The sequence below is a fragment of the Bacillus sp. FSL R12-0074 genome, from assembly GCF_038005725.1.
Lineage (GTDB): Bacteria > Bacillota > Bacilli > Bacillales > Bacillaceae_G > Bacillus_A > Bacillus_A mycoides.
Genome location: NZ_JBBOTR010000001.1, coordinates 2075824 through 2096494 on the forward strand (window position 1 = coordinate 2075824; position 20671 = coordinate 2096494).

Genomic DNA, 20671 nt, shown 5'->3' on the forward strand with positions numbered 1-20671 from the left:
TTAATATTTTTAATAGATATATATAAACATTTATTTCGTATATAAGGAAAAATAGATATATTTACTATTACATTTTAAAAGAGATTTCATAAATTATAGTATATCGATTGAAAGGAGGAGATTTGAATGGAATTTCAATTATTAGTGAATTGCGTGTTACAAGAAGGGAATGCTTACTTTTTAGTAACAAAAGTAGACGATGTTATTACGTTGAAAGTGCCAATTACAGCAGGAGTAGCAGGTTTATTCTTAGCTTTAGGTGTACCAAGATGTTCTTAATTTAGCTTTTGATAGTAAAAGGATGAGGGACAAGCCTTTCCCTTTTACTATTACATAATTTTTTTTATGTAAACTAAATAAGGCTTTTTAAGTTTTTTAATATTATTTTTGCCATAGCACGTTTAAAACGGACATGCATATACTATAATGTTTCATTGGCCTTTGATGATGAACGATAGTTTTAAAAAGTGTATCGAAAGTAGAAGTGATATTCTTTTCAATAATGAAAATAGAAGAGGTGCTAGTATATATGAAAAGACGAACGTATGATATTCCAGTCGTATTACGAAGAGAATGGTTTTTAATAGAATTAGCGCATTTAACAAAAAAATATGGGATTGAAATAGCAACTAGTAAAATAGAAGATGCACCATTTCTAAGAGATCAAGTTACAGAATTCAAAATAGGAGCGGGTTTGCAATACGATAAATATGATGATGAGTACATCATCGAGTTTTAAACAAAGAAGCTGCGTATAAAAGGTTATTAAAGAGACCTTTTATACGCAGTTTTTTTGTAAAGAGAAAGCTTTATTGAGAAATATTCAAAACGCTTATTGTAAAAAGGAATGAAGAAATGTTGAGAGAATAACGTTTGATAAGAAAGGAATGCGGCTATTAATTTCTTATTATATTGTAACGTAAAAGTAATTGATTTAATGGAATTTAAAACAATTGGTGTTCAACGGAATGGCAGCGTTTTCTTTCAGGAGAAAAAGGGGGATGTTAATGGGAATTATGAAAAGGAGTATCGCATTATTTATTGTACTTTGTTTTATGAGTCCGCTGGTTTTTAGTGCAAATGTACACGCGGAGGTTGTAACAGAGCTTAAGACTGGCTTTCCAGATCAAGAAGTATTTACTCCTGGAGAATGGTTTTTAGGTCAGAAACCTGCTAATTATGATGAGAATAAAACACCAATTCTCTTTGTACAAGGAAGAAATGGTAATGCGGATAGTTGGTATGGAAAGACAGTATATCATGAGATGAATGATATGTACGATTATGCTTTGAAAGCAGGCTATCAAACTGTATTTATTCAATTATATGATGCCGCGGGGAAAGGATCAGCTAGCCAATGGGACAATGGAAAATTGTTAGCACAAAAGCTTGAAGAGATTTATAATCATTTTGGCAAAAAAGTAAATATTGTAGCTCACAGTAAAGGTGGTATTGATACACAAGCTGCGTTAGTTGGATATGGAGCGAATCGATTTGTTGGAAATGTTATTACGCTTGCCACTCCGCATTACGGATCCAATTTAGCGGATTTATCATATAGTTGGTGGGCAGGATGGCTTGCCTCTATATTAGGTCAAAAAGATGATGGGACATATTCATTGCAAATAGGTGAAATGGCAAAGTTTCGTTCTACAATAGATAATAATCCTGCAGCTAAATTAAACCGTTACTATACGGCTACTGGGACAAGCTGGGGACCTGTTTTTTCAGCACTATCTATGGGTGGGTTGTATTTGTCATCATACGGTTCTAATGATGGATTGGTGAACGAATGGAGTGCTAAGTTACCATATGGAACACATTTATTTACAGATTCACGATTTGATCATGATAATATACGAAAAGGTTCAGCCGTTTTCGCACGAATTGAACCATATTTACGGACAGTAAATGTACCAGTACCAGCTTTATTAGCCCCGAGTAATAGTTCAGAGGATAAGGTAGAACAATTAAACACAACTTCTAATCAAGCTATTTTAGGAGGAGAGTTGTCACAAAATGAGTGGGTAGGACAAACTGTCGCAGTTGATAAAAAAGCAGAAGGGGTAGTTTCTATTTTAACAGCTTCTTCAGATGTAGAAATACAACTAATATCTCCAAAAGGAAAAGTTTATACAAATAAAGATAGTGCTGTATCTACAGGTGAAGGTGAATCTCTCTTTAAAGGAGCCACTATAAGAACATTTAAATTTGATAAAATGGAAGCAGGAGAATGGCAAGTTAAAATGATGGCGAAGCAGCCGAAAGATGCATATTTAATCGTGACCGATTACAAAAAAGATGCTCCGTTCGTCCTTCAAATGCCGGCAAAGGTTAAAGTAAATAAAGCAGAGTATAAACTCAAAAAATCACCTGTAGCTCCAGAAATGAAAGGCGATCTTTCAGTAACAGTACGAGTAATTAATAAAGATGGAAAATTAGTTTCTGAATCAAATGAATCGAAAAACATTAATACAACTACATTTACAGGTGCTTTGAAAAATATAGAACAGCCAGGTGTATATAACGTTACAATTGATATGAAAGGAATGAATAAGGAAGGACAACCTTATAATCGTACGATAGTTAAATCGGTTTATGTGGAGAAGTAGGAAAGAATGAATCGGTTTTAATAAAAAAAGTGCCGAATTCTTGTGGAAGAAGGATTTCGGCACTTTTTCATGTTTATTAGATGAATAGAAAAGTGAAATAGGAGTTTATGTTCTATAAGAGGACGATAGGAATCAAAAAAACGTTATGCAATAAAAAAGATGCTGAATTAGCATCTGAATGTGAGGGAATAGTATTAACTTAGTTTTGTAACTGTTAATTCAACTGAATTTATACCATTATCACAAATATCGCCAAAGTAAAGAAGAGAAGTATTTAAAGGACAGCATTTTAGTGAAACAGAGAAATGGATAAAGCGATGATTAAGTTTTTAACTTAGTCGTCGCTTTTTATTTATGTAGTTGTGCAGGAAGAAGGCAAAAAATATCGAATGAATGTAATTATACAGAATTGTTTGTATTTATTTCGAATAGTAGTTAAAGATACGTTAGTTATATTTCAAACAGTAAGAAAAGAGAGATTAAATAATAGAGGGAGCAACTTACATGGAAAATATATTAAAGGTATCCTCAAAATCAAGTCCGAATTCAGTGGCAGGTGCAATAGCGGGCGTACTAAGAGCAAGTGGCAAAGTAGAAATCCAAGTGATTGGAGCTGGTTCTTTAAATCAAGCGATTAAAGCAATTGCGATTGCAAGAGGTTTTGTAGCTCCAAGTGGCATTGACTTGGTTCTTGTTCCAGCGTTTCAAGAGGTTACTATCGATAATCAAGAAAGAACAGCAATCAAATTAATTGTAGGTCCTAGAAGGAGAAGGTCTTAATAGCGAGCATTAATATAAGGGGATTTGAAAAGGTCAATAGACTCCAAAAAGTTAGACACGTTATTTCATTTGACAGTTCCTTGGGCGTGGATACAGTATTGTACCGGATTTATGACTTTTAATTCCTCTTTATATTTAGCGGGTTTTTCTAGAAACTTAAAAATGCCAAATTCTTTGTGAAATAAGGGATTTGGCATTTTTGAGGTTTTTATGTTTTTTTAAATCAACAATTCTAAAACTGCTCATTCTTCTCCCAAGATTCAAAGATATAGGCTTATAAACCTTGTTATATCAAGGTTTCTGAGCCCTGTTTTTACTCAATGCTCACATTTTGCTCACATTAGAATTTTTCGGTTCTTTATTTGATATTTTCATAAGGTTTTATAACGTTCTCAAAACTTTCGGCAGCTTGTTGCTGCATGTTTTGTGTGATATGGCTGTACTTGTCTAAAGTCATTTGAATGGAAGAATGGCCTAAGCGATCCTGAACGATTTTAGGGTGCTCTCCAGCTTGAAGCATGAGTGTAGCGTGAGTATGTCGTAAGTCGTGTATACGAATTCGAGGAACACCAGCTTTTTTATAGTGATCATTCAAAAAGCGATGAGGAGCATCTATATGTAAGGGCGAATGTATCGTATTGCCGGTGAAAATAAAGGCCTCTTCATTCAAGTGTATACCCCAGCGGGAAAATTCTTTCTTTTTATAGGAATAGTAGGATTGTAACTGCTCTATAACAAAAGAAGAGATACCAATGCTTCTATTTGAAGAATTAGTTTTTGTAGCAGCTTTAAATAGTCCTTTTTCTGTTTTTACAAGCGATTTATTAACCAGGATACGTTTATTATCAAAGTCCATACCTTTCCATGTTAGTGCAAGTAATTCTCCGCGTCTCATACCTGTATAGATTGCAAGTAAGAAGAACATATGGTACTTAGTATTTTTTTCTTTTAGATAATGAAGAAATTGATTACATTCTTCGCTAGACCATGTTTTCATCTCACCTTGCTCTTCGCGTGGTTTTTAACCTTATTTATTATATTATCATGTATGATTTCCCATTCTACAGCGTGTTTGAAAATACATCTTAGGCAGCGGTGGATATTACTGATTGTACCATTTGATAGTCCTTTTTCCTTAAGTTCAGCATAGTAGCTTTGAACCATAACGGGTTTAATACTTTTAATTTCTTTATAACTAAATGTGGGAAGGATATAGAGCCTAACTAAACTCATGTCTTTTTCATAAGATGTAATTTTTAATTCAGCTTTACGAAGAGGCTTTAACTTTTCCCATATATCTAAAACAGTTAATTGTTTGTCATCAAAATATATTCCTTTTTCGATCTCTATAATCATTGTTGCAGCAGCATTTTGGGCTTTTTTCTTTGTTCTAAATCCACTTTTACTTTTTTGCTGTCGTTTTCCTGTGACCGGATTTATACCGATGTCTATTGTAAAAGACCACATATTTCTACGTTTCTGAAAACTTCCTTTCATGTTCAATACCTCTATTATTGTTAATTTTTAAAATTACAGTATTGTGATATTTGGTTCTGTAATTTACTTGCTAGTAATTGATTTTCATAATGTAAAAGCCTTTTTTCAGCAAATTGTGGTGTTACATTGAATTTTTCTGTGATTATATATGTTTTTAACTGTAGGGAAGGAAGTTTTCTTAACATAAAAGTAGGGACACAAAATTATTTGCTTTTGCTTCTTGATAATCCAGAAACATTTGATGCATAAATAATTATTACAAGAAGGCGATTTAATCATTGTTGGTGCTCGACCTTCAATGGGGAAAACAGCATTTGTATTAAACGTCGCTTTTCATGCAGCAACAGGGGTATTTTCGCTAGAGATGGGAGAAAAACAGTTAATTAAGCGTATGATTTCAAGTACTGGAAATATAGATGCTACGAAATTAAAGAATCCCAAAAAACTATGCGATTTAAAAGATTGGGAAAAGATTAGTCAAGCAATGGGTTTGATAAATGATTTACCACTAGAAATTTACGATAAAGCGAATGTAACGATGCAAGAGATTTACGCTAAGACTAGGAAATTGAAGCGAAAGCATCCTGATAAAAAGGTATTAATTGCAATTGATTACTTACAGCTCATTGTCGGTGATCCAAAGCATAGAGGGAATCGTATGCAAGAAATCGGTGAGATTAGTCGTAAGCTAAAACTTATGGCAAGAGAGTTAAATATCTGCGTAGTCGCACTATCACAATTAAGCCGTGCTGTTGAAAGCAGGCAAGATAAAAGACCGTTACTTTCAGACCTACGTGAAAATGGTCAAATTGAGCAAGATGCGGACTTAATCGCATTCTTATATCGCGAAGATTACTATGACCGTGAAACAGAAAATAAAAACATTACGGAAATCATTTTAGCGAAACAGAGAAATGGTCCAGTTGGTGTTGTTGAACTAGCATTCATTAAAGAATTTAGTAAATTTGTGAACTTAGACCGGAAGTTTAGTCATCAACAGGAGGCTTAATCATGTAGTTACGGCAGGAAGTAGAGCGGAGGATAAACAATTTGTATGGGAAGAAGCTGAAGAAATGTGTAAGCGAGCAAGAGATGAAAAAGCATTCATTCCAGAAAACATTGTGCAATATTTGTAGACAAATAAAAAAGCCGAGACCACTCCCGAATTACTTCGACAAAGTAATTCGGGAGTGGTCTCGGTGGGAATTATTAAAGAAAACATTGCAGAAATGACAGCTGAAATTTCATTAAATCAGAATATGATTTACGTTGTGAAAGATGGAAAAGTTCATCTGATTGAACCACCAACTAGTGATTACGGTGAACAGTCCTTTGTATATAAAAACGGAAAAGTAACTCGTATGGATGAGCGGAAAACGCAATTAATTTAATAGAGTTTGAATTTTGTATAGAAAGGCGTGGAAATATGGATAAGAAAAAGAATCTGGAAAACATTATCTGGCACATTAAGATGAATAGAACGGTTTTGGGTGATGAAATAACATTGAATCATGTGTTAGAAGCGTTAGAAAACATGGTAGAGGAAAACTAAACAAAAGCGTTATTGTAACAACAAAAAGCCCTAGCAGGGGAGCTAGGGCAGGGGACGGGGTATTAAGAATTATTGATTCTATAAATAACGAATGACATCTTCGAATGAATTTAGTGTAACACACAAACTTGTATACATCTGTTACAAAATCATGAACAAAGGGGAATGAGAGATGAAGAAAGATAGATATCAACGCATAGAAATTGTGAATTCACTTCTTAGTTACTTAGCAGATTACAAAAAGGATTTCTTTCGTTATGAAGATGAAAATAGAACAGCTCATTTTAAACATGATGGTAGAAATCTTTGGTTTGTAGATCACTATTCAAATGTTCCTATGCGTATGACAAGAAGCTCATATAAGAACAAGAAGCAAGAAAGGTACTTCTCAAGCGGTAGAACGATGTGGGCACTAAGTAGAGATTTTACTGACTTCATCTATGGGAATGAGAATCCAAACGGTAGAAATGGATATGGCGGTCTGTACTGTACTCATTGGGGGTGGTCAGAGGAAGAAATGAAAAAGATGCGTGATTATGCAAGGGGAATTGGATACTTAAAAGCTTCATAAAATAGTTATCTTGTAGAAAAGAGGTATGTAAATGAAATACCAGGATATAAGAGAAGATAAATCGATTTGGGAGAAGAAGCATCTTGAAGGTGTAGGTGAGGTGCTTCTCGTTGAAGAGAATTATTATGATTGGATTGCAGAATTTGTTGAAAAAACAAATAAGGTCCAAATGAAATTCTATAAAGTGATGTTTGGTTTTGGTGAAAATATAAAAGTCATTAGGGCGAAGAGTCGATATGAAGCGGTTGGGTATTACCTAATGGATGTTATAGGCTTCGGAGATATTCATGATGTTGTCATTGAGGAAATGGACTCGGCTGAAAAAGTCGAATGGGAGTGTATTGGATTCCCTGTTTATAAAACGTTAGAGGAAATTCATATGGAGAAAGAAGCAGGTTGGTCGGATGACACACCATATTTGGTGGTAGGTCTAGAAGATTAAACAAAAGCGTTATTTTAAAGCTAAAGAGCGCTTAAGAAAAGCGCCCTGCACCAAGATGTATATTGAAAGAGGAAACATGACATTATATGCATGATGTTTTAGAATGGTGTGATTTTAAAGCTTAATCTTCATTGAATAACAAATAAAAAGAGCACACATATAAGTATGCTCTTAAACAAGAAAAGTTGATTTCTATGAGTGGAGAGTCTCCATACAATAGCGTATGCTTGTCCAGTTTAAGTGTGAAAAGTTTTTAACAAAAACATTATTTGGTACTAAAATTATTCACTTTAAAAGAGCACTATAAAAAGTGCTCCTTCAAAAAAGTATTGTTATTTACTTAATTTTAATAATAACTAACAAAAAGAAATTGGAGTTTGCTTACTGTGATATAAGTTGCGGAAAATTTATTACGGCTGGAATTACTGTGAATATTCTTAATGAAATTGTTGTTGACCTTGTTGGTTACCCATTTGTTGACCTTGTTGGTTACCCATTTGTTGACCTTGTTGGTTACCCATTTGTTGACCTTGTTGGTTACCCATTTGTTGACCTTGTTGGTTACCCATTTGTTGGCTTTGTTGGCCACCCATTTGTTGGCTCACTTGATCAACTTGTGATTGAGCCTGAGAAATAGCTTGATTTATTTGACTTAACGTTTGATTAGATTGTAGATACTGTAATCCTTGGTTTAATGTTTGAATAGCTTGTTGAATTGTTTGCTGTAATTGTTGATCAGCTTGTTGCATTTGTTGTTGAGATTGATTACTAAATTGTTGAAGTTGTTGCATTAATTGATTAGCTTGTTGTAATCCTTGTTGGCCACCCATTTGTTGATTTTGTTGTAATCCTTGCTGTTGACCTTGAGATGCTTGTGATAAAGATTGATGTAACTGTTGAATTTGATTTTTAAGACTAGTTAATTCTTGTGAAACTTCTAAATCAGCAGCTTTACGTGCCACAGCTTCAACTTTTTTCTCAGTACGTTTGTCCATTTTTAACTCCTCCTTATGTAACCACATAATAGTGTGGAACATTTTTATAATGTACAAATTCTTATTTTTGATACTAAAAAATAAAATTTAGAGACTAGGGAAGAGAGGTATATAAATAGTACTTTAATCGAAAATAGAACAAGCAAAATTGCTTGTCCTAGAAGGAGGAGATGCTTCAAAACACCAAAATGACTTGTATTGGTAAACAGGTTCCTGGATAGTATGATTCAAATTAAGAAAGTTATACAAAAATAGCAGGCAAAGTTTCCTTGCCTGCTTGTGGGTTGAACGAGTTAGCCAATTGCGATAAATTGCCTTCCCATTCTTTTACAAGAAGAGTGAAGCCACTAGTTCGAATGGCTTATAAGTATCGTGTGCAGTTTAGCTAAAAAATATGTAAAAGAAGATAAAGAATTTATTTTATAACAAAAAAAGAGCGCTATTTGTAAGTGCTCTTGAAAGACGAGCTTCAATAATAACAAGAGATCGATTCAATAAAATTGATGATTTTCTTATTTTAAGGTAAAAATTAAACGTAAAATAGGAGAACAGATACATAGGCTGTTCTCCTAAGGAGCGGGAATACTGAATTTGAAGTGCATCTCAAATGACAATCAATCAAGCATTTCATAAATAGTATGTACTTATGTTGAATTTTAATACAACAAAGCAGCTAGCTAATTAAGCTAACTGCGATGTTCTCAGTACTGTCTCTAAAGGATATGTGATTCGGCACAATTTCATAGGAAAACAATTATGGCTGTTAGCCCACCTATAGTATGTAAAATTTTTAGGGATTTATTCTTGGATTTTATAATAAAGAACCAATGAAAATAATATGGCAGACAGTTGGTAAGTGAAAACTGCCTACCAAATGAATGAACAGCTGTGATTTGGAAAGATTGAGCTACATCTGTAATAGCTCATGGGTAGTATAGGTGAAAACTTAAAAGTTTATTCAGTGGGTAAAGTGAACTAGGCAAAAAATTCATTTGAAAATAAAATCAACATGTAAAAAAAGAGCACTGTAAACAAGTGCCCATCGATAAGGAGGTAACTCTTTGAGCGAGTGTCTTGCGATACTAGGATATGTTTAAGGAGCGTGGAATAAAACCAAATTTGTATAAGAATAACAAAAGACAAGAAATTTTACTTGTCCATGAGTTTAGAGAGTGAAATGCCCCTTTTAACTGATATGTAAGCAGTATGTGTAATGAAATTGAGAATATAAAAAAAGCAGCTAGCAAAAGCTAACTGCTCGCTACAAGGAGATACAGAGAAAACTACTTTAAATGAGTTTTGGCATACAGCCTATCTACATTATTGACGGAGTATTTAGTTTTATTTGGCCGAGCCAAAAAAAGAACTGTATATTAGTGCTCTTCAGACTAAGTCTCTTACAGTATCAGTTACTGGCGTTATGTGTAAGAACTACAAGTGTATCTTAAAAATAATGCTTATTTATTCAAATATAACTTCACAATTAGAGTAGAATCGCATCAATACGCTCACAGTTAACTACAGTGATATCTCCGTTTTCACCTATAAATGTAGCAAGGCATGATTTATTATGGAATCCTACAAATATAGAAGCTTTTAATACTGTGCCGTTAACTAAAAGTTGCTTTATTTTTTTTCCTAAGTAAAATGTTTCTAAAAGATAGCAAATATCTTTAGAACTCTCTTTTGGGGGTGGGATAAAAGAAGGGCGGTTATTTGGAAGAGATGTTAGATTAGGATTGAATACTTTGGGAGTAAGAGCATAGTTTATGAAAACTGACATTTTTCTGGCTCCTCTTTTTTATAGTTTATATTGAAATATGCTTATGGAATTGTGAGATGGGGCTTTTTTCCAAAGCCCCATCTTTACTCTACCCAGCTTCAATTCTAAGTGCTTGAATATCACGACAGTCCAAAATAATAATAGAGCCAGGTTCTGTTGTGTTATCCACAAATGTTACACAAAAATTATCAGGATTAAAGTTAGTAAAAATAAGATCCTCTAGTGTTGTTCCTGTAAGGAAAACATCTACTTCTGTACCTAACTGTAATCTTTCTAATTGTTCGCAAACACATTTTGTATGCTCAGCCATATAAAAAACCTCCTTTCCTCGGTTTACTGTTAATATATGTATAAATTAAATAGAACGATTGGAGTAATAGCTTAATAATACTAATTATTTTGCTAGTTAATATGTTTATAAAATAATCCTTTGAATAGAAAAATAGATAAATTATGTAAAAATGGTATAATAAATAAAAATTAAATATTTAGTCCTACTGGAAGAACTAGCGGACATCAAACCATAAAGAGCATTAGCGATAGTGCCCTATGGTTTGATGTCCGCTTTTTTATTTTCATTAATAAAACAGACAAGGAGTGTTTATACATATGAAGCAATTAACATTCTTACCCAAAATCGATCGTAAAGCAACACAAGTTCGTTTAGAAGAGATTCTTGAAAATGTTCGTATTTATAGACAATTTGGGATGATTAGAAATGAGATGAAGGTTACAGCTTCTTGTGAGGTGAGATATCACGGTCCAATAAACATAGTAGGAAAGCCAGCTGAAGATGTTGCTTTAGCAAATATTGCAATGAATGAAAGAGAAGTGAAATTACAACGTTTATCTTTCAAATCGATAAGGCGTTAAGTCGCTTTAGCAAGAGTCAAAGGGAGATTATTGTAAAACGATATTTAGAAGATGAAGAAGTGTTTGATTACATGGTTTATAACGATATTGGTATGAGTGAACGTACATATAGAAGAAATAAATCTAATGCTTTTTATAAATTAGCTTTTGCTCTTAGATTAGAAGTATATGAGACAGAAGAACAAAATGGAGGGAAGGATATATGAACTTTGTTCAACCTATTCGTGATCCAGAGCAAATACAGCAGATTAAAGAATATCTGAAGGAAAACAATGAACGCAATTATATTTTGTTTGTAATGGGAATTAATACGGGATTACGTATTAGTGACATTCTAAAATTGAAGATAGGTGACTTGAAAGGTAGCCATATTTCAATGAGAGAAAAGAAGACAGGCAAACAGAAACGGATTCAATTAACTCCAGCGTTAAAAAGAGAACGGTACATTGAGGAAAGAGATGAAAATGAATATTTAAATTAAGAGTCGTGAAGGAACTAATAGACCAATTGGGCGCAGCATGGCAATAAGATACTTAGAAGTACAACGGCAGAGTTTGGCTTAAAGGAGATAGGTACTCATACGTTAAGAAAGACATTTGGATATCATATGTACATGCAAAAAAAGAACATTGCGTTGTTAATGGAGATATTCAATCATTCAAGTGAGAAAGTGACACTTCGATATATAGGTGTAAACTAAGATGCGATGGATAAGGCTATGACTCGATTTAAGATATAGCAAAGTCCTTTTTGTTTTTTGATTTTTATAATTACCCATTTTTTATGCGTTGTGTAACTTAAAAGGGAAAGTATTATGAAGCTAAGAATATCAAGGGATTCAGCAATAGGGGCAGTTACACAAAATATAAGATATGGGTAAGTGAAGAAAAGGCATAAAAAAGGAGCGTAGTTCGTCAAATCGATGTAATGCTCTATTACTATTAAGTTAAGAAATTCATTGTTTCCGATTAATTGCATCCGTTTATTGTGATTGTTATTGATTTTAAAAAATAAAAAATCGCCTTATTAAAGGCGATTCATTTTGTATTCTTTTGATAAATAAATATCTTTTAAAATTAAATACAATGTTCTACATTAACGTGTTTCTGGATCTTTGTCTTTTTTTCTAAGACCAAATAATCCTAGTAGTCCCAATAAACCAAGCCAAGTCCAATTATTATTTTTATTACGATTATCATTTAAATCATTTGTCGTATTTACATTTCGAGTTCTCACATCATTATTAACTCTATTCATGTTATTGTCATTAACTCGAGTTGTAATATTATTATTGTTAACTCTATTCGTATTATATCCATCGTATTCAGCATGGACGCTTGTACCAAAAACCATAATAGTTAGTAATAGGGCACCTAAAATAGATGAAAGTTTTTTCTTCATGGTTTTCCCTCCTTTCGTATTTAGTAATATCTCCAGTTCCTTTAGACAATATTCGGTTGAAAATATATAAAACCATTTGAATTGAAATTCCAATAAACATCTTTAATTTTTATTATTAAAAGTACTTATAATAATGGATTAAGTTAATTGAAATGTATTTATTCTTTATAAGAATAAATTTTTGGTAACGGTACATTCTATGAGAGGTAATTACTATATTTGGGTAAGGTGTTCCTTATGAGTTATAAGAACTTATTTTCTTTAATCAAGAACATGGTTAGGAAAATTTTTTCTATAGTAAGTATTGTTGCTAAAATTTTAATTTCTTTAAGGAGGAATATTTTTATGGGTATTTTAAGTGGAAATCCACAGAATGAACCAATGCACTACGGAGAAGTCTTTGGGATTTGGAGTTATCTTGCAGCGGCACAAGGCGCAATTGCTGGATATCAAGTTCTTATTAACCACACAGGAGATGAGGATTTAAAGAAATTCTTAGAAAACCTTGTAGAGAATGATATCCAATCAGAAGTTGAAGAATTAAAAAATATATTAAAATTGAATGGTGTTGCATTACCACCAGCACCTCCAGAAAGACCAGTTGCATCTATTGAAACTATTCCTCCTGGTGCTCGTATTAATGATGCGGAAATTGCAGCTAAAGTTTCTATGGATCTTGCTGCTGGGTTAGTAGCATGTAGTCAAGCTATGGGACAATCTCTTCGAGAAGATGTCGGAATGATGTTTGGTCAATTTCATATGAAAAAGGCCCAAGCTGGAGCTATATTACTTCGTCTGAATAAGAAAAAAGGTTGGATTATTCCGCCTCCATTACATGTTCTACAATCAGATCAAGCATAATAACTAAATAAAATTCAATCTATTCTTTATGGTTGTTGCAGTGAGGTTGTCTAGGGAAATAAAGGCGATTAGCAAATTAAAATAATTGGCAGAGTCGTGACCGCTTTTTGGCAGTAAATGTGCCGGTTGTTTTGGAATCAACGTGATATCTTTGTATTGTGAGTAGTGGCGGAAAACATTGCTCACAAAACTCCTTATATCTGAAAATGGATCGTCATAACCGGTGGCGATGGTTGCAGATTGGATGAACAGTTGTTTCTTGATTTCACATTCAATTGCAATTCACGTTGTGTAAACGGAGAAGGGCTTTTGCTCTTCTTCCAGTTACTTAATATTGTTACCCAGATAAGTGTAAACAACGTTAGGTGGTTGGAAGAAGAATAAAACTTCATTTACCGTATTTATAGTAATAGCATAAGATTTTGACGAAAGGGCGACTGACGCATGGTTGCTCTTTTATAATGCCAAAAGTGTATAATTCGTGTGAGATTTGAAAAAATAGTATATTATCTTTCTCGATGTACATATTAAATAAAGTGTTTAATATCATACATAAAAGGCGGGAGAATATGAGTGAAAATAAGAAAAATGAAGAATTGAATAAGGTAAAGAAGTATTATTTTAATGAGGATAATCAGCCAGTAGCTGGTATAGAGTTAACTTTGCCGCCTGATATAGGAAGCTTGTTAGACCCGAAATCAGTTAATGATGAAAGTAGAGATATTGATAATGAATAAGTTTAATCTAAGCATCCATTCGGGTGCTTTTTATTTTATAGATAAGGAGTGAGGATAGATGTGTGAGGTACGTACAGAAACAAGATATTTCAATCGTTCTGAATGTTTAGCGTGTGGTCATCAAAATAAGGTGTATCATCCATCTAAAGAAAAATATCAAGAAGTAACCGTTTGTCCGAAATGTAACGGTGCTTTTGTAGATATGTTTAAGTTAGGGAAGTACAAACAATCGGATGATATAAAAGCTAACGAAGAACCTTTATTACAAATTGTGCAATCAGATATCAATGCTGTTCCTATTGTGCTTTATAAAGGCGAAGAGATAAAAGGTAGAGTAAGAGTTAGTTTTGATTGGAAGACAAACTATAATTGTAGATTAGGTTCTTACATTCACACCGAACACGTTGAACCAGATGAACAAGGTATTAACACAAAAATCATACAGCATAATCATCCTATTGTGGGAGAACAGGTAGAGTTCTTTCGGTTATGAAAGAATACAAAACCAAACAACAGAAGCGTAAGTTCTATTACAGTGGCGAGTGGAAGAGTATACGAGAACAAGTAAAGAAACGAGACAACTATGAGTGCCAACCAAGAATGTAAACGAAATGGTCGAGTTCAAACTGATACCAATGAGTATAGTGAGAGCGCAAAGCGTAAGAAGATACAACTCGTTGTTCATCATATAAAAGAACTAGAACATCATCCAGAACTTGCATTAGAAATAGACAATCTCGAAACAGTCTGTGTTAATTGCCACAATAAAGAACACGGAAGAACATTTAAAAAGAAAATCAACAAATGGGAACATGATGAAAAGTGGTGAAAATGATTCGGAAACAGCACCCCCCCTTAAAATATTTCATCAAAAATTGCTCTAAGGGGCACCGGAGGAGGGGATCGATTTTCTAAATTTATCACCGTTTTCGCGTTATATTAGTAACCTCTTGGTCCTTAGTAAATGCTTTATCACCTGTAGAGAAGTTTGTAACTTTATTGCACTGTCTTACGACCTTCCACAGTTCTTGAATTGTTTTTGATTCACTGTAAAAAGAGCTAGTTAAAGAAACAAAACGTTCTGGTACCCAGTGAGCTACGAAATCAGCTTCTTTAATGTTTTTTTCAGGAGTATTGCTATTCTCATTACTATTACGTTTGTTTTTATCTTTTATATTTTGTTTTAAGGAAGAAGGGGTTGTTTTAATGGTAGGGCACTTTGTAGGAGTTTTTGTATTTACCTTGTCGGATACTTCTTCCACAATTGGTTGAATGATAATGGCATTAGAAGTTTGTAGCATATCTTTTGTGCGCTTCATTGCCACTTGTTTAATCATCTCTAAATCGACAAGTTTCTTCATTAAACGTTGTACAGTTTTATATGAAACTTCCATCTATGCAGCAATTCTATTTCTGCATAGGAAACTAACACCTACATATTTAAAGCTGTGGCGCTTTAAAATTTCAAGTAATGTAATTAATTTAGATTGTACGTCAGTACGTTTAATAGACATACGAATGTTGTCTCTGTATGTACGTACAGTTTTATTTAGTTCTTCTAAATCTGTGAATGATGATAAATTGTGGAAGGATTCTTTACTTGCGATAACATCGATACGTTTCTTTTCCATCATTAATTAGCCCCTTTGTATAAACAAAAAAGCAACAGAATGCCAAGTGTAAGCAAACTGTTGTTAAGGAGCTCTTACGTACTGTAAAATAGTCCGTAAGAGTACAGCAAGTGTTTGTGCCTATCTAGCGTAGGCGGACGGTATATAGAGTGTTGGTATCACCTTATATACACGCTATGCTCTTTTGTTTTAGATTTAAAAATGCCCGATTTTATACAGTGTATTTTGATTTATCGAATATACAAAAGGCTGATAAAGTAATGTTTCACAATGAATTTGATTTGAATTAATATCCTGAAATTTGTTCCGCACGCAAGTTCACCAATGGGAACGCGATCAATATATGTCTCTATACTAAGAGGCTTAAACCCTTGACACACAACGTGTTGAGGGTTTTTTGTTTATCGGGCATTTGTGTATAAAGTTAATCGGGATGTTAGTTGCCCGATAATTGCCCGATTTTTTGAGGGAATTATTTCAGGATTGTTTTCATATGTTCTTCAAATTTATTCATTGCTTCTTTATCAAGCTTTTTGCTTACATGCGAATATACATCAGATGTGATTTGCATACTACCATGCCCAAGACGTTCTTGTAAATACTTCATACTTGCACCAGCTTCAAGCTGTAATACAGCATGTGTATGACGTAATGAATGAATAGGTAGCGAAGATAAATTTGCTTTCTTTAAAATTCTAGAGAAAGAATTGAAAAGACTGGATTTCGGTAAGTAGTTTCCATCATTTCTGCAGAAAACCAAATTTAACTCGAAATAGTAACAATCGTTTAAGGCGACTTTATTTTGATTTTGGTATTTTTGATGAAAACGTAAATCGCCAGCTAAGCCTTCGCTAATGGTAATAGTTCGTTTGGAATTATAGTTTTTTGTATCTCCAAACATCATTTCAGGACTTTTAGACGCTAATCTAAAATCCAATGATTTATTAATAGTAATTGTCTTTTCTTTCAAGTCAATATCAGTCCATTGAAGTGCGGCTGCTTCACCTTTTCGCATTCCAGTTTCAATTAGAGTTTTATAAAAAACCCCGTAAATATAATCATATTTATAAGCTTCTCTCAAAAAATCTGCAATCCTATCGGATTCAATAAATTTAACCTCAGGATCTTTTGCTTTGATTTTTATTTCTACTCCAACACAAGGATTCTTTTGTATTTTTTCTAAAGTTATAGCCTTATCCATAGCGTTATGCATAGTACTATGGACTATTTCAATGGTGCGTCTACTGTAGCCGTTATCGACTAGTGAGTTAATAAATCTTTGATATAAAACTGGCTTAAAGTCTTTTAAAAGAATGTTTTTGAAATAAGGAATAATATGCTTTTCTACATTGTTCTGATGAGAGAGAAATGTATTTGTAGCTATTGTTCCTTTCTTGTATTCATTCAGCCACATAAGAAGATAATCTTTCAAATGTTCATTGCTTGGATTGATACCCTCGCGTAATTGTTTTTCCATTTCTTCAGCTGCTATTTTAGCTTCAGCTTTACTAGTAAAGCCTTTTTTAGATTTTTCTCGAATTTTTCTACTAAGAGTATCTTGATAATATATACGGTATTCCCAAAAATCTTTAGTAGATCCTTTCTTTTTGTATTTATGGAAGGTAGCCATAAGAGAGCCCCTTTCTTTTTTTGTTTAAAAAGAGTAGACCGTCGCCTACTCTTTGGTGTTAAATTGCTAGCGCTAGAAATTTAATAATTTTTTACTGATTGCACAACTCGACCGATGATTTTTACATCTTGGACTGACAGATCGTAAGTTTGTGGCTCGTGGATAGGATCATTACTCAAAGGTATTAAGGTAATGATGTCTCCTGATTTTGAAATCTTTTTCACGGTAGCATCATAACCATTGACTTTTATAACAGCAATTTGACCATTCTCAACAAAAGGAGTTTCCTCTACAAGAACGTAAGAACCGTCAGGGAATTCAAGGTTCATGCTAGTACCTGTAACAGTCAGGTAAAAATATTTTTTACGTGTATTTAAAAATGTACTTAGCACCGGTAAATAACCGTCTATATTTTCTTCGGCTAAAAAAGGCATACCTGCTGCAACAGAACCAATGATAGGAATATGAACAATGTTAGATTGATCGTTCCGAATAGTTTCGTATATGGAAACTTCCTCTTTAATCGAACTATTTTCTTCATTTGCTAATCGCTCTAAATCATCTGTAGTAATCCCTAATCCTTTACAAACTTTTATTACGTTATCAATAGATGCCTTACCTATTCCTCTTGATAACATTGATTGCAATGTTGTGGGGGGAAGTCCAATCTTTTCTGCAAAAGCTCTTTTGCTGTAGCCAGCCTCTTTTATTAATCGTGTTACAATCTCTGCTTTTTTCATTAATTTCACCACCTTTCCTATTAAAATGTATACGATATTTCGTATATCTGTTTATATCATAACCTAACTGAATTTGTATGTAAATAGAAAACATACGATAATGAGTATGTTTTTTCGTTTTTTCGTTGACTTTGTACGAAAATGCGTTTATATTAAAAAAGAAATGAACGCAGTATCGTACGAAAGGTTAGGTGGTGAGAAAATGTATCCGAATTTGCGTGCAGAGATGGCGAGAAAAGGAATTATGATTACAGAAGTGTCTTCGCATCTGAATCTTCGCCACGCGACAGTGAGTGACAAAATAAATGGTAAGTTTCGTTTTTACTATAATGAAGCACTTGAAATTAAGAAAACTTTTTTTCCGGAACATAACTTAGAGTATCTATTTGAGTTTGAAGAAAATAAAGGCAATTAAATTTCGCGGGGAAATCCTCACTTTTTTTGAGCCAGAAATGTCGAATTTTATTGATAAGAAAGAAGGTGGCAACATGCTTAATATTCAACTCGATAACAAAATTATCGAGCAGCGCTTTATCGAAGAGTTAAGGAAGCGATTAGATCAAATTGAGCGGAGAAAAACTCTGTGGGATATGAAAGAGCTTTGTAAACAAACAAGCATGAGTGAAAACACTATCAAAGAGAAGTTCTTTTATGATAAGCGTTTTCCTAAATATAAAATAGGTGGGAAATGGTACTTTCCAGCAGTAGAAACTGAATGTTTTTTACTGATGTGGATAAAGGAACAGCCAATACATTGATAAATAAGGGCTTTATTTTTTTTGCCTGTAAAATGTCGAAAAATGAAGTCGTTATTTATCGAAAATAAATGAAAGATGGTGAAAAAATGAACGGAGTATTCACAGCGACAAAATTAATGAAAGCACATGAAGTTGTCAAACGATGTACCGAAGCAAAGAGCAATCCTACATTGTTACTGGCTATGGAAATAGAAGCAAAGAAACGATTGTACGCAATGAGCCGTAATGTTTCATCTCGAAGGGAGGTGAGTTAATTGAAGAACGGTAAAAATCCAACCAAAAAGGAGAAGAGTCATATTAAGTCATACAACCTTAATCCTGATAATTGGTTAATCTTCAAAAAAGTAAGTAACGAATTACATTTGGTACATTGAAATATGAATAAAACTAAGGTTATTCCGAGTTTGTAGTTGGGAGGAAATTCAAATGAATCAATTAACTGTAGTGAATGAAACGCCAATACATAGTGAACTGGTATTTGAAAGCAACGGAGAAGTTGTTACAGATAGTTTGATGATTGCGGAAGTGTTTGATAAAACTCATGACAACGTATTGAAGGATATTCGCAAGCAAATGGGTTATGCAGGTCGTGAATTTTCGCTCGTAAATTTTCACGAGCGAACTTATGAAAACAGAGGACGTCATTATCCTAAAGTTGACCTAACAGAGGAAGCTTTTACATTAGTCGTTATGAGTTATAACACAAAAGAAGCTGTTCAAATGAAAATTAAGTTTATTGAAGAATTTAAACGCATGAAACAACACATACAAAATCAGCAAAAAATACCTACAGATCCAATGGGTGTTTTAAAACTAACGTTTCAAGCTTTAGAGGGGCATACTCAGGAGATTCAAGTTATTAAATCCGAGGTAAAGGACTTACGAGAAAATGCTCCTTTATATGCTGTCGAATGTGATGAAATATCAAAGGCTGTAAGAAAGTTAGGGGTTCTTCTATTAGGTGGTAAGGATTCTAATGCATACCGGGATATTAGCCTTAGAAGAAAATTATATAGTGATATTTATAGTCAACTACATAGGGAGTTCGGCGTGAATAGCTATAAGGCTATTAAACGTCATCATTTAGATAGAGCTATTCAAATCATTAATGAAGAATATTCAGTTCCAACAATTTTGGACGAAGAAATCAGGGCTATAAATGCACAAATAAATATGACGGAAGTTCAATAGGAGGAAAAGAAAATGAAGGAAACTAAATATTTTGTACTTCACAACAGGGGATATGGCCTAAATGCTTACGAGTGTGAATCAAAAGCAGAAGCAGCTCGTAAGATTAAGAGGTTAATTGAAGATGGTGAACCAACATCAACTATCATACTTACACAACAGGTTTCTCTAAAAACACAGATTCACCATGTAACAGTTGAAATTGATGATTAATAATATGCTGAATTTATATAGAAAGGGAGCGATTTAGTGGAAGATTCAACATTGTTAGCCATATTAGGAATGTTAATCGAATGTAGTGCATGGCTGTTTTATATTACTTACGAACCAATAAAACAATGGGCTTGGAGTGATGTAAAGGAAAATAAAAAGACCCATTGCAGTGGGTCCTTTTCAAAAAACAAGTTGTTATAAGTGTATCACGGAAAGTAGAGAAATAGTACATGGATTTAATTGAATATCAAGTGTTATTACCTAATAAATTCTGGGATTTAGCAAAAAGCAAAGATGAATTAAAACGATTGGTTGAACAGTATCTCAGTGTTGGTTATCCACAGTATGAGATTCAAAAAATTATTAAAAACGGACAAGCACATCTGGCGATTTGTATTAGGAGGTAA

The 20671-nt window shown here is 33.4% G+C and carries 24 protein-coding genes and 8 pseudogenes; 23 read left to right on the forward strand and 9 right to left on the reverse strand.

All coding sequences use genetic code 11. The features are described from left to right. Positions 1-126: 126 nt before the first annotated feature. The 4 genes from exsG (at position 127) to NSS97_RS10845 (ending at position 3392) form a co-directional block, all read left to right on the forward strand. On the forward strand, positions 127-279 hold the full coding sequence (gene exsG, locus NSS97_RS10830) for an exosporium protein ExsG (RefSeq protein ID WP_000395676.1): 153 nt from the start codon (positions 127-129) through the stop codon (positions 277-279). Between the two features lie 250 nt (positions 280-529). After that, positions 530-739, forward strand: coding sequence for a hypothetical protein (locus tag NSS97_RS10835; RefSeq protein WP_002085943.1), 210 nt, complete (start codon positions 530-532; stop codon positions 737-739). A 262-nt stretch (positions 740-1001) separates the two neighbouring features. After that, complete coding sequence (locus tag NSS97_RS10840) at positions 1002-2612, forward strand: lipase family alpha/beta hydrolase (protein WP_370671436.1); 1611 nt, start codon at positions 1002-1004, stop codon at positions 2610-2612. A 504-nt stretch (positions 2613-3116) separates the two neighbouring features. Next, positions 3117-3392 carry a stage V sporulation protein S gene (locus NSS97_RS10845; protein WP_002035358.1) on the forward strand — a complete coding sequence of 92 codons (276 nt, stop codon included), beginning with the start codon at positions 3117-3119 and terminating at the stop codon, positions 3390-3392. A 358-nt stretch (positions 3393-3750) separates the two neighbouring features. Here NSS97_RS10845 and NSS97_RS10850 read toward each other — a convergent pair. Both NSS97_RS10850 and NSS97_RS10855 read right to left on the reverse strand, forming a co-directional pair. After that, a pseudogene (locus NSS97_RS10850) lies at positions 3751-4889 on the reverse strand (site-specific integrase). A 20-nt stretch (positions 4890-4909) separates the two neighbouring features. Further along, positions 4910-5142 (reverse strand): annotated as a pseudogene (locus NSS97_RS10855) (ImmA/IrrE family metallo-endopeptidase); the annotation flags it as partial. Positions 5143-5145: 3 nt separating this feature from the next. Between NSS97_RS10855 and NSS97_RS10860 the strand changes: the two are divergent. The 6 genes and pseudogenes from NSS97_RS10860 to NSS97_RS10885 form a co-directional block, all read left to right on the forward strand. Next, a pseudogene (locus NSS97_RS10860) lies at positions 5146-5898 on the forward strand (DnaB-like helicase C-terminal domain-containing protein); the annotation flags it as partial. Positions 5899-5920: 22 nt separating this feature from the next. After that, positions 5921-6025: pseudogene (locus NSS97_RS10865) on the forward strand (cell division protein SepF); the annotation flags it as partial. 63 nt (positions 6026-6088) lie between these two features. Continuing rightward, complete coding sequence (locus tag NSS97_RS10870) at positions 6089-6280, forward strand: DUF3954 domain-containing protein (protein ID WP_107887436.1); 192 nt, start codon at positions 6089-6091, stop codon at positions 6278-6280. A 35-nt stretch (positions 6281-6315) separates the two neighbouring features. Continuing rightward, a complete protein-coding gene (locus tag NSS97_RS10875; RefSeq protein WP_254904960.1) occupies positions 6316-6441 on the forward strand; it encodes a hypothetical protein in 126 nt (41 codons plus the stop codon). Positions 6442-6613: 172 nt separating this feature from the next. Continuing rightward, complete coding sequence (locus tag NSS97_RS10880; RefSeq protein WP_044442007.1) at positions 6614-7012, forward strand: hypothetical protein; 399 nt, start codon at positions 6614-6616, stop codon at positions 7010-7012. Positions 7013-7043: 31 nt separating this feature from the next. Then, on the forward strand, positions 7044-7454 hold the full coding sequence (locus NSS97_RS10885) for a hypothetical protein (RefSeq protein ID WP_044442005.1): 411 nt from the start codon (positions 7044-7046) through the stop codon (positions 7452-7454). Positions 7455-7891: 437 nt separating this feature from the next. Here NSS97_RS10885 and NSS97_RS10890 read toward each other — a convergent pair whose 3' ends face one another. The 3 genes from NSS97_RS10890 to NSS97_RS10900 form a co-directional block, all read right to left on the reverse strand. Then, on the reverse strand, positions 7892-8449 hold the full coding sequence (locus NSS97_RS10890) for a hypothetical protein (RefSeq protein ID WP_098362613.1): 558 nt from the start codon (positions 8447-8449) through the stop codon (positions 7892-7894). A 1483-nt stretch (positions 8450-9932) separates the two neighbouring features. After that, on the reverse strand, positions 9933-10232 hold the full coding sequence (locus tag NSS97_RS10895; RefSeq protein ID WP_107887438.1) for a hypothetical protein: 300 nt from the start codon (positions 10230-10232) through the stop codon (positions 9933-9935). Positions 10233-10320: 88 nt separating this feature from the next. Further along, positions 10321-10542 (reverse strand): penicillin-binding protein, encoded by a 222-nt coding sequence (locus NSS97_RS10900; RefSeq protein ID WP_107887439.1) that lies wholly within the window; start codon positions 10540-10542, stop codon positions 10321-10323. A gap of 299 nt (positions 10543-10841) precedes the next feature. Here NSS97_RS10900 and NSS97_RS10905 point away from each other — a divergent pair. Next, positions 10842-11311 (forward strand): annotated as a pseudogene (locus NSS97_RS10905) (ArpU family phage packaging/lysis transcriptional regulator). Further along, a pseudogene (locus NSS97_RS10910) lies at positions 11308-11805 on the forward strand (tyrosine-type recombinase/integrase). Before NSS97_RS10905 ends, NSS97_RS10910 begins: the two co-directional pseudogenes overlap by 4 nt. Before the next feature lie 395 nt (positions 11806-12200). Here the strand turns inward: NSS97_RS10910 and NSS97_RS10915 are convergent. Then, positions 12201-12506: a WGxxGxxG family protein gene (locus NSS97_RS10915; RefSeq protein WP_044441992.1), complete on the reverse strand. Its 306-nt coding sequence runs from the start codon at positions 12504-12506 to the stop codon at positions 12201-12203. A gap of 345 nt (positions 12507-12851) precedes the next feature. On the opposite strand from NSS97_RS10915, the gene NSS97_RS10920 reads away from it, so the two are divergent. The 4 genes and pseudogenes from NSS97_RS10920 (at position 12852) to NSS97_RS10935 (ending at position 14933) form a co-directional block, all read left to right on the forward strand. Next, the gene (locus NSS97_RS10920; RefSeq protein ID WP_000512143.1) at positions 12852-13367 is read left to right on the forward strand and encodes a DUF3231 family protein; all 516 of its coding nucleotides are present in this window, start codon (positions 12852-12854) and stop codon (positions 13365-13367) included. A gap of 569 nt (positions 13368-13936) precedes the next feature. After that, a complete protein-coding gene (locus tag NSS97_RS10925) occupies positions 13937-14104 on the forward strand; it encodes a hypothetical protein (RefSeq protein WP_044441988.1) in 168 nt (55 codons plus the stop codon). 58 nt (positions 14105-14162) lie between these two features. Further along, the gene (locus NSS97_RS10930) at positions 14163-14597 is read left to right on the forward strand and encodes a hypothetical protein (protein ID WP_044441986.1); all 435 of its coding nucleotides are present in this window, start codon (positions 14163-14165) and stop codon (positions 14595-14597) included. Next, positions 14594-14933 (forward strand): annotated as a pseudogene (locus tag NSS97_RS10935) (HNH endonuclease). Before NSS97_RS10930 ends, NSS97_RS10935 begins: the two are co-directional and overlap by 4 nt. Before the next feature lie 112 nt (positions 14934-15045). Here the strand turns inward: NSS97_RS10935 and NSS97_RS10940 are convergent. The 3 genes and pseudogenes from NSS97_RS10940 to NSS97_RS10950 all read right to left on the reverse strand — a co-directional run. Then, positions 15046-15735: pseudogene (locus NSS97_RS10940) on the reverse strand (helix-turn-helix domain-containing protein); the annotation flags it as partial. A gap of 472 nt (positions 15736-16207) precedes the next feature. Next, complete coding sequence (locus NSS97_RS10945; RefSeq protein WP_000190115.1) at positions 16208-17365, reverse strand: tyrosine-type recombinase/integrase; 1158 nt, start codon at positions 17363-17365, stop codon at positions 16208-16210. An 80-nt stretch (positions 17366-17445) separates the two neighbouring features. After that, on the reverse strand, positions 17446-18105 hold the full coding sequence (locus NSS97_RS10950) for a LexA family protein (RefSeq protein ID WP_002094451.1): 660 nt from the start codon (positions 18103-18105) through the stop codon (positions 17446-17448). A gap of 202 nt (positions 18106-18307) precedes the next feature. Between NSS97_RS10950 and NSS97_RS10955 the strand changes: the two genes are divergently transcribed. The 7 genes from NSS97_RS10955 (at position 18308) to NSS97_RS10980 (ending at position 20671) form a co-directional block, all read left to right on the forward strand. After that, positions 18308-18520 carry a hypothetical protein gene (locus NSS97_RS10955; protein WP_002094452.1) on the forward strand — a complete coding sequence of 71 codons (213 nt, stop codon included), beginning with the start codon at positions 18308-18310 and terminating at the stop codon, positions 18518-18520. Positions 18521-18593: 73 nt separating this feature from the next. Then, a complete protein-coding gene (locus tag NSS97_RS10960) occupies positions 18594-18863 on the forward strand; it encodes a hypothetical protein (RefSeq protein WP_341114618.1) in 270 nt (89 codons plus the stop codon). Positions 18864-18949: 86 nt separating this feature from the next. After that, positions 18950-19117: a hypothetical protein gene (locus NSS97_RS10965; RefSeq protein WP_197228279.1), complete on the forward strand. Its 168-nt coding sequence runs from the start codon at positions 18950-18952 to the stop codon at positions 19115-19117. After that, positions 19118-19237 (forward strand): DUF6906 family protein, encoded by a 120-nt coding sequence (locus NSS97_RS30460; RefSeq protein ID WP_445285993.1) that lies wholly within the window; start codon positions 19118-19120, stop codon positions 19235-19237. A 52-nt stretch (positions 19238-19289) separates the two neighbouring features. Beyond that, a complete protein-coding gene (locus tag NSS97_RS10970) occupies positions 19290-20054 on the forward strand; it encodes a phage regulatory protein (protein WP_001072886.1) in 765 nt (254 codons plus the stop codon). 12 nt (positions 20055-20066) lie between these two features. Beyond that, positions 20067-20264, forward strand: a complete 198-nt coding sequence (locus tag NSS97_RS10975; RefSeq protein ID WP_000665324.1) for a hypothetical protein — start codon at positions 20067-20069, stop codon at positions 20262-20264. A gap of 230 nt (positions 20265-20494) precedes the next feature. Beyond that, positions 20495-20671 (forward strand): hypothetical protein, encoded by a 177-nt coding sequence (locus NSS97_RS10980; protein WP_341112456.1) that lies wholly within the window; start codon positions 20495-20497, stop codon positions 20669-20671.

Excerpts from the sequence above, each read along its gene's own strand:
- NSS97_RS10885 (WP_044442005.1), top strand. The coding sequence starts at position 7,044 with ATGAAATACCAGGATATAAGAGAAGATAAATCGATTTGGGAGAAGAAG.
- NSS97_RS10950 (WP_002094451.1), bottom strand. The coding sequence starts at position 18,105 with ATGAAAAAAGCAGAGATTGTAACACGATTAATAAAAGAGGCTGGCTAC.
- NSS97_RS10960 (WP_341114618.1), top strand. The coding sequence starts at position 18,594 with ATGCTTAATATTCAACTCGATAACAAAATTATCGAGCAGCGCTTTATC.
- exsG (WP_000395676.1), top strand. The coding sequence starts at position 127 with ATGGAATTTCAATTATTAGTGAATTGCGTGTTACAAGAAGGGAATGCT.
- NSS97_RS10875 (WP_254904960.1), top strand. The coding sequence starts at position 6,316 with ATGGATAAGAAAAAGAATCTGGAAAACATTATCTGGCACATTAAGATG.
- NSS97_RS10955 (WP_002094452.1), top strand. The coding sequence starts at position 18,308 with ATGTATCCGAATTTGCGTGCAGAGATGGCGAGAAAAGGAATTATGATT.
- NSS97_RS10945 (WP_000190115.1), bottom strand. The coding sequence starts at position 17,365 with ATGGCTACCTTCCATAAATACAAAAAGAAAGGATCTACTAAAGATTTT.
- NSS97_RS10890 (WP_098362613.1), bottom strand. The coding sequence starts at position 8,449 with ATGGACAAACGTACTGAGAAAAAAGTTGAAGCTGTGGCACGTAAAGCT.
- NSS97_RS10845 (WP_002035358.1), top strand. The coding sequence starts at position 3,117 with ATGGAAAATATATTAAAGGTATCCTCAAAATCAAGTCCGAATTCAGTG.
- NSS97_RS10965 (WP_197228279.1), top strand. The coding sequence starts at position 18,950 with ATGAACGGAGTATTCACAGCGACAAAATTAATGAAAGCACATGAAGTT.
- NSS97_RS10900 (WP_107887439.1), bottom strand. The coding sequence starts at position 10,542 with ATGGCTGAGCATACAAAATGTGTTTGCGAACAATTAGAAAGATTACAG.
- NSS97_RS10925 (WP_044441988.1), top strand. The coding sequence starts at position 13,937 with ATGAGTGAAAATAAGAAAAATGAAGAATTGAATAAGGTAAAGAAGTAT.
- NSS97_RS10920 (WP_000512143.1), top strand. The coding sequence starts at position 12,852 with ATGGGTATTTTAAGTGGAAATCCACAGAATGAACCAATGCACTACGGA.
- NSS97_RS10980 (WP_341112456.1), top strand. The coding sequence starts at position 20,495 with ATGGATTTAATTGAATATCAAGTGTTATTACCTAATAAATTCTGGGAT.
- NSS97_RS10895 (WP_107887438.1), bottom strand. The coding sequence starts at position 10,232 with ATGTCAGTTTTCATAAACTATGCTCTTACTCCCAAAGTATTCAATCCT.
- NSS97_RS10915 (WP_044441992.1), bottom strand. The coding sequence starts at position 12,506 with ATGAAGAAAAAACTTTCATCTATTTTAGGTGCCCTATTACTAACTATT.
- NSS97_RS10930 (WP_044441986.1), top strand. The coding sequence starts at position 14,163 with ATGTGTGAGGTACGTACAGAAACAAGATATTTCAATCGTTCTGAATGT.
- NSS97_RS10835 (WP_002085943.1), top strand. The coding sequence starts at position 530 with ATGAAAAGACGAACGTATGATATTCCAGTCGTATTACGAAGAGAATGG.
- NSS97_RS10975 (WP_000665324.1), top strand. The coding sequence starts at position 20,067 with ATGAAGGAAACTAAATATTTTGTACTTCACAACAGGGGATATGGCCTA.
- NSS97_RS10840 (WP_370671436.1), top strand. The coding sequence starts at position 1,002 with ATGTTAATGGGAATTATGAAAAGGAGTATCGCATTATTTATTGTACTT.
- NSS97_RS10880 (WP_044442007.1), top strand. The coding sequence starts at position 6,614 with ATGAAGAAAGATAGATATCAACGCATAGAAATTGTGAATTCACTTCTT.
- NSS97_RS10970 (WP_001072886.1), top strand. The coding sequence starts at position 19,290 with ATGAATCAATTAACTGTAGTGAATGAAACGCCAATACATAGTGAACTG.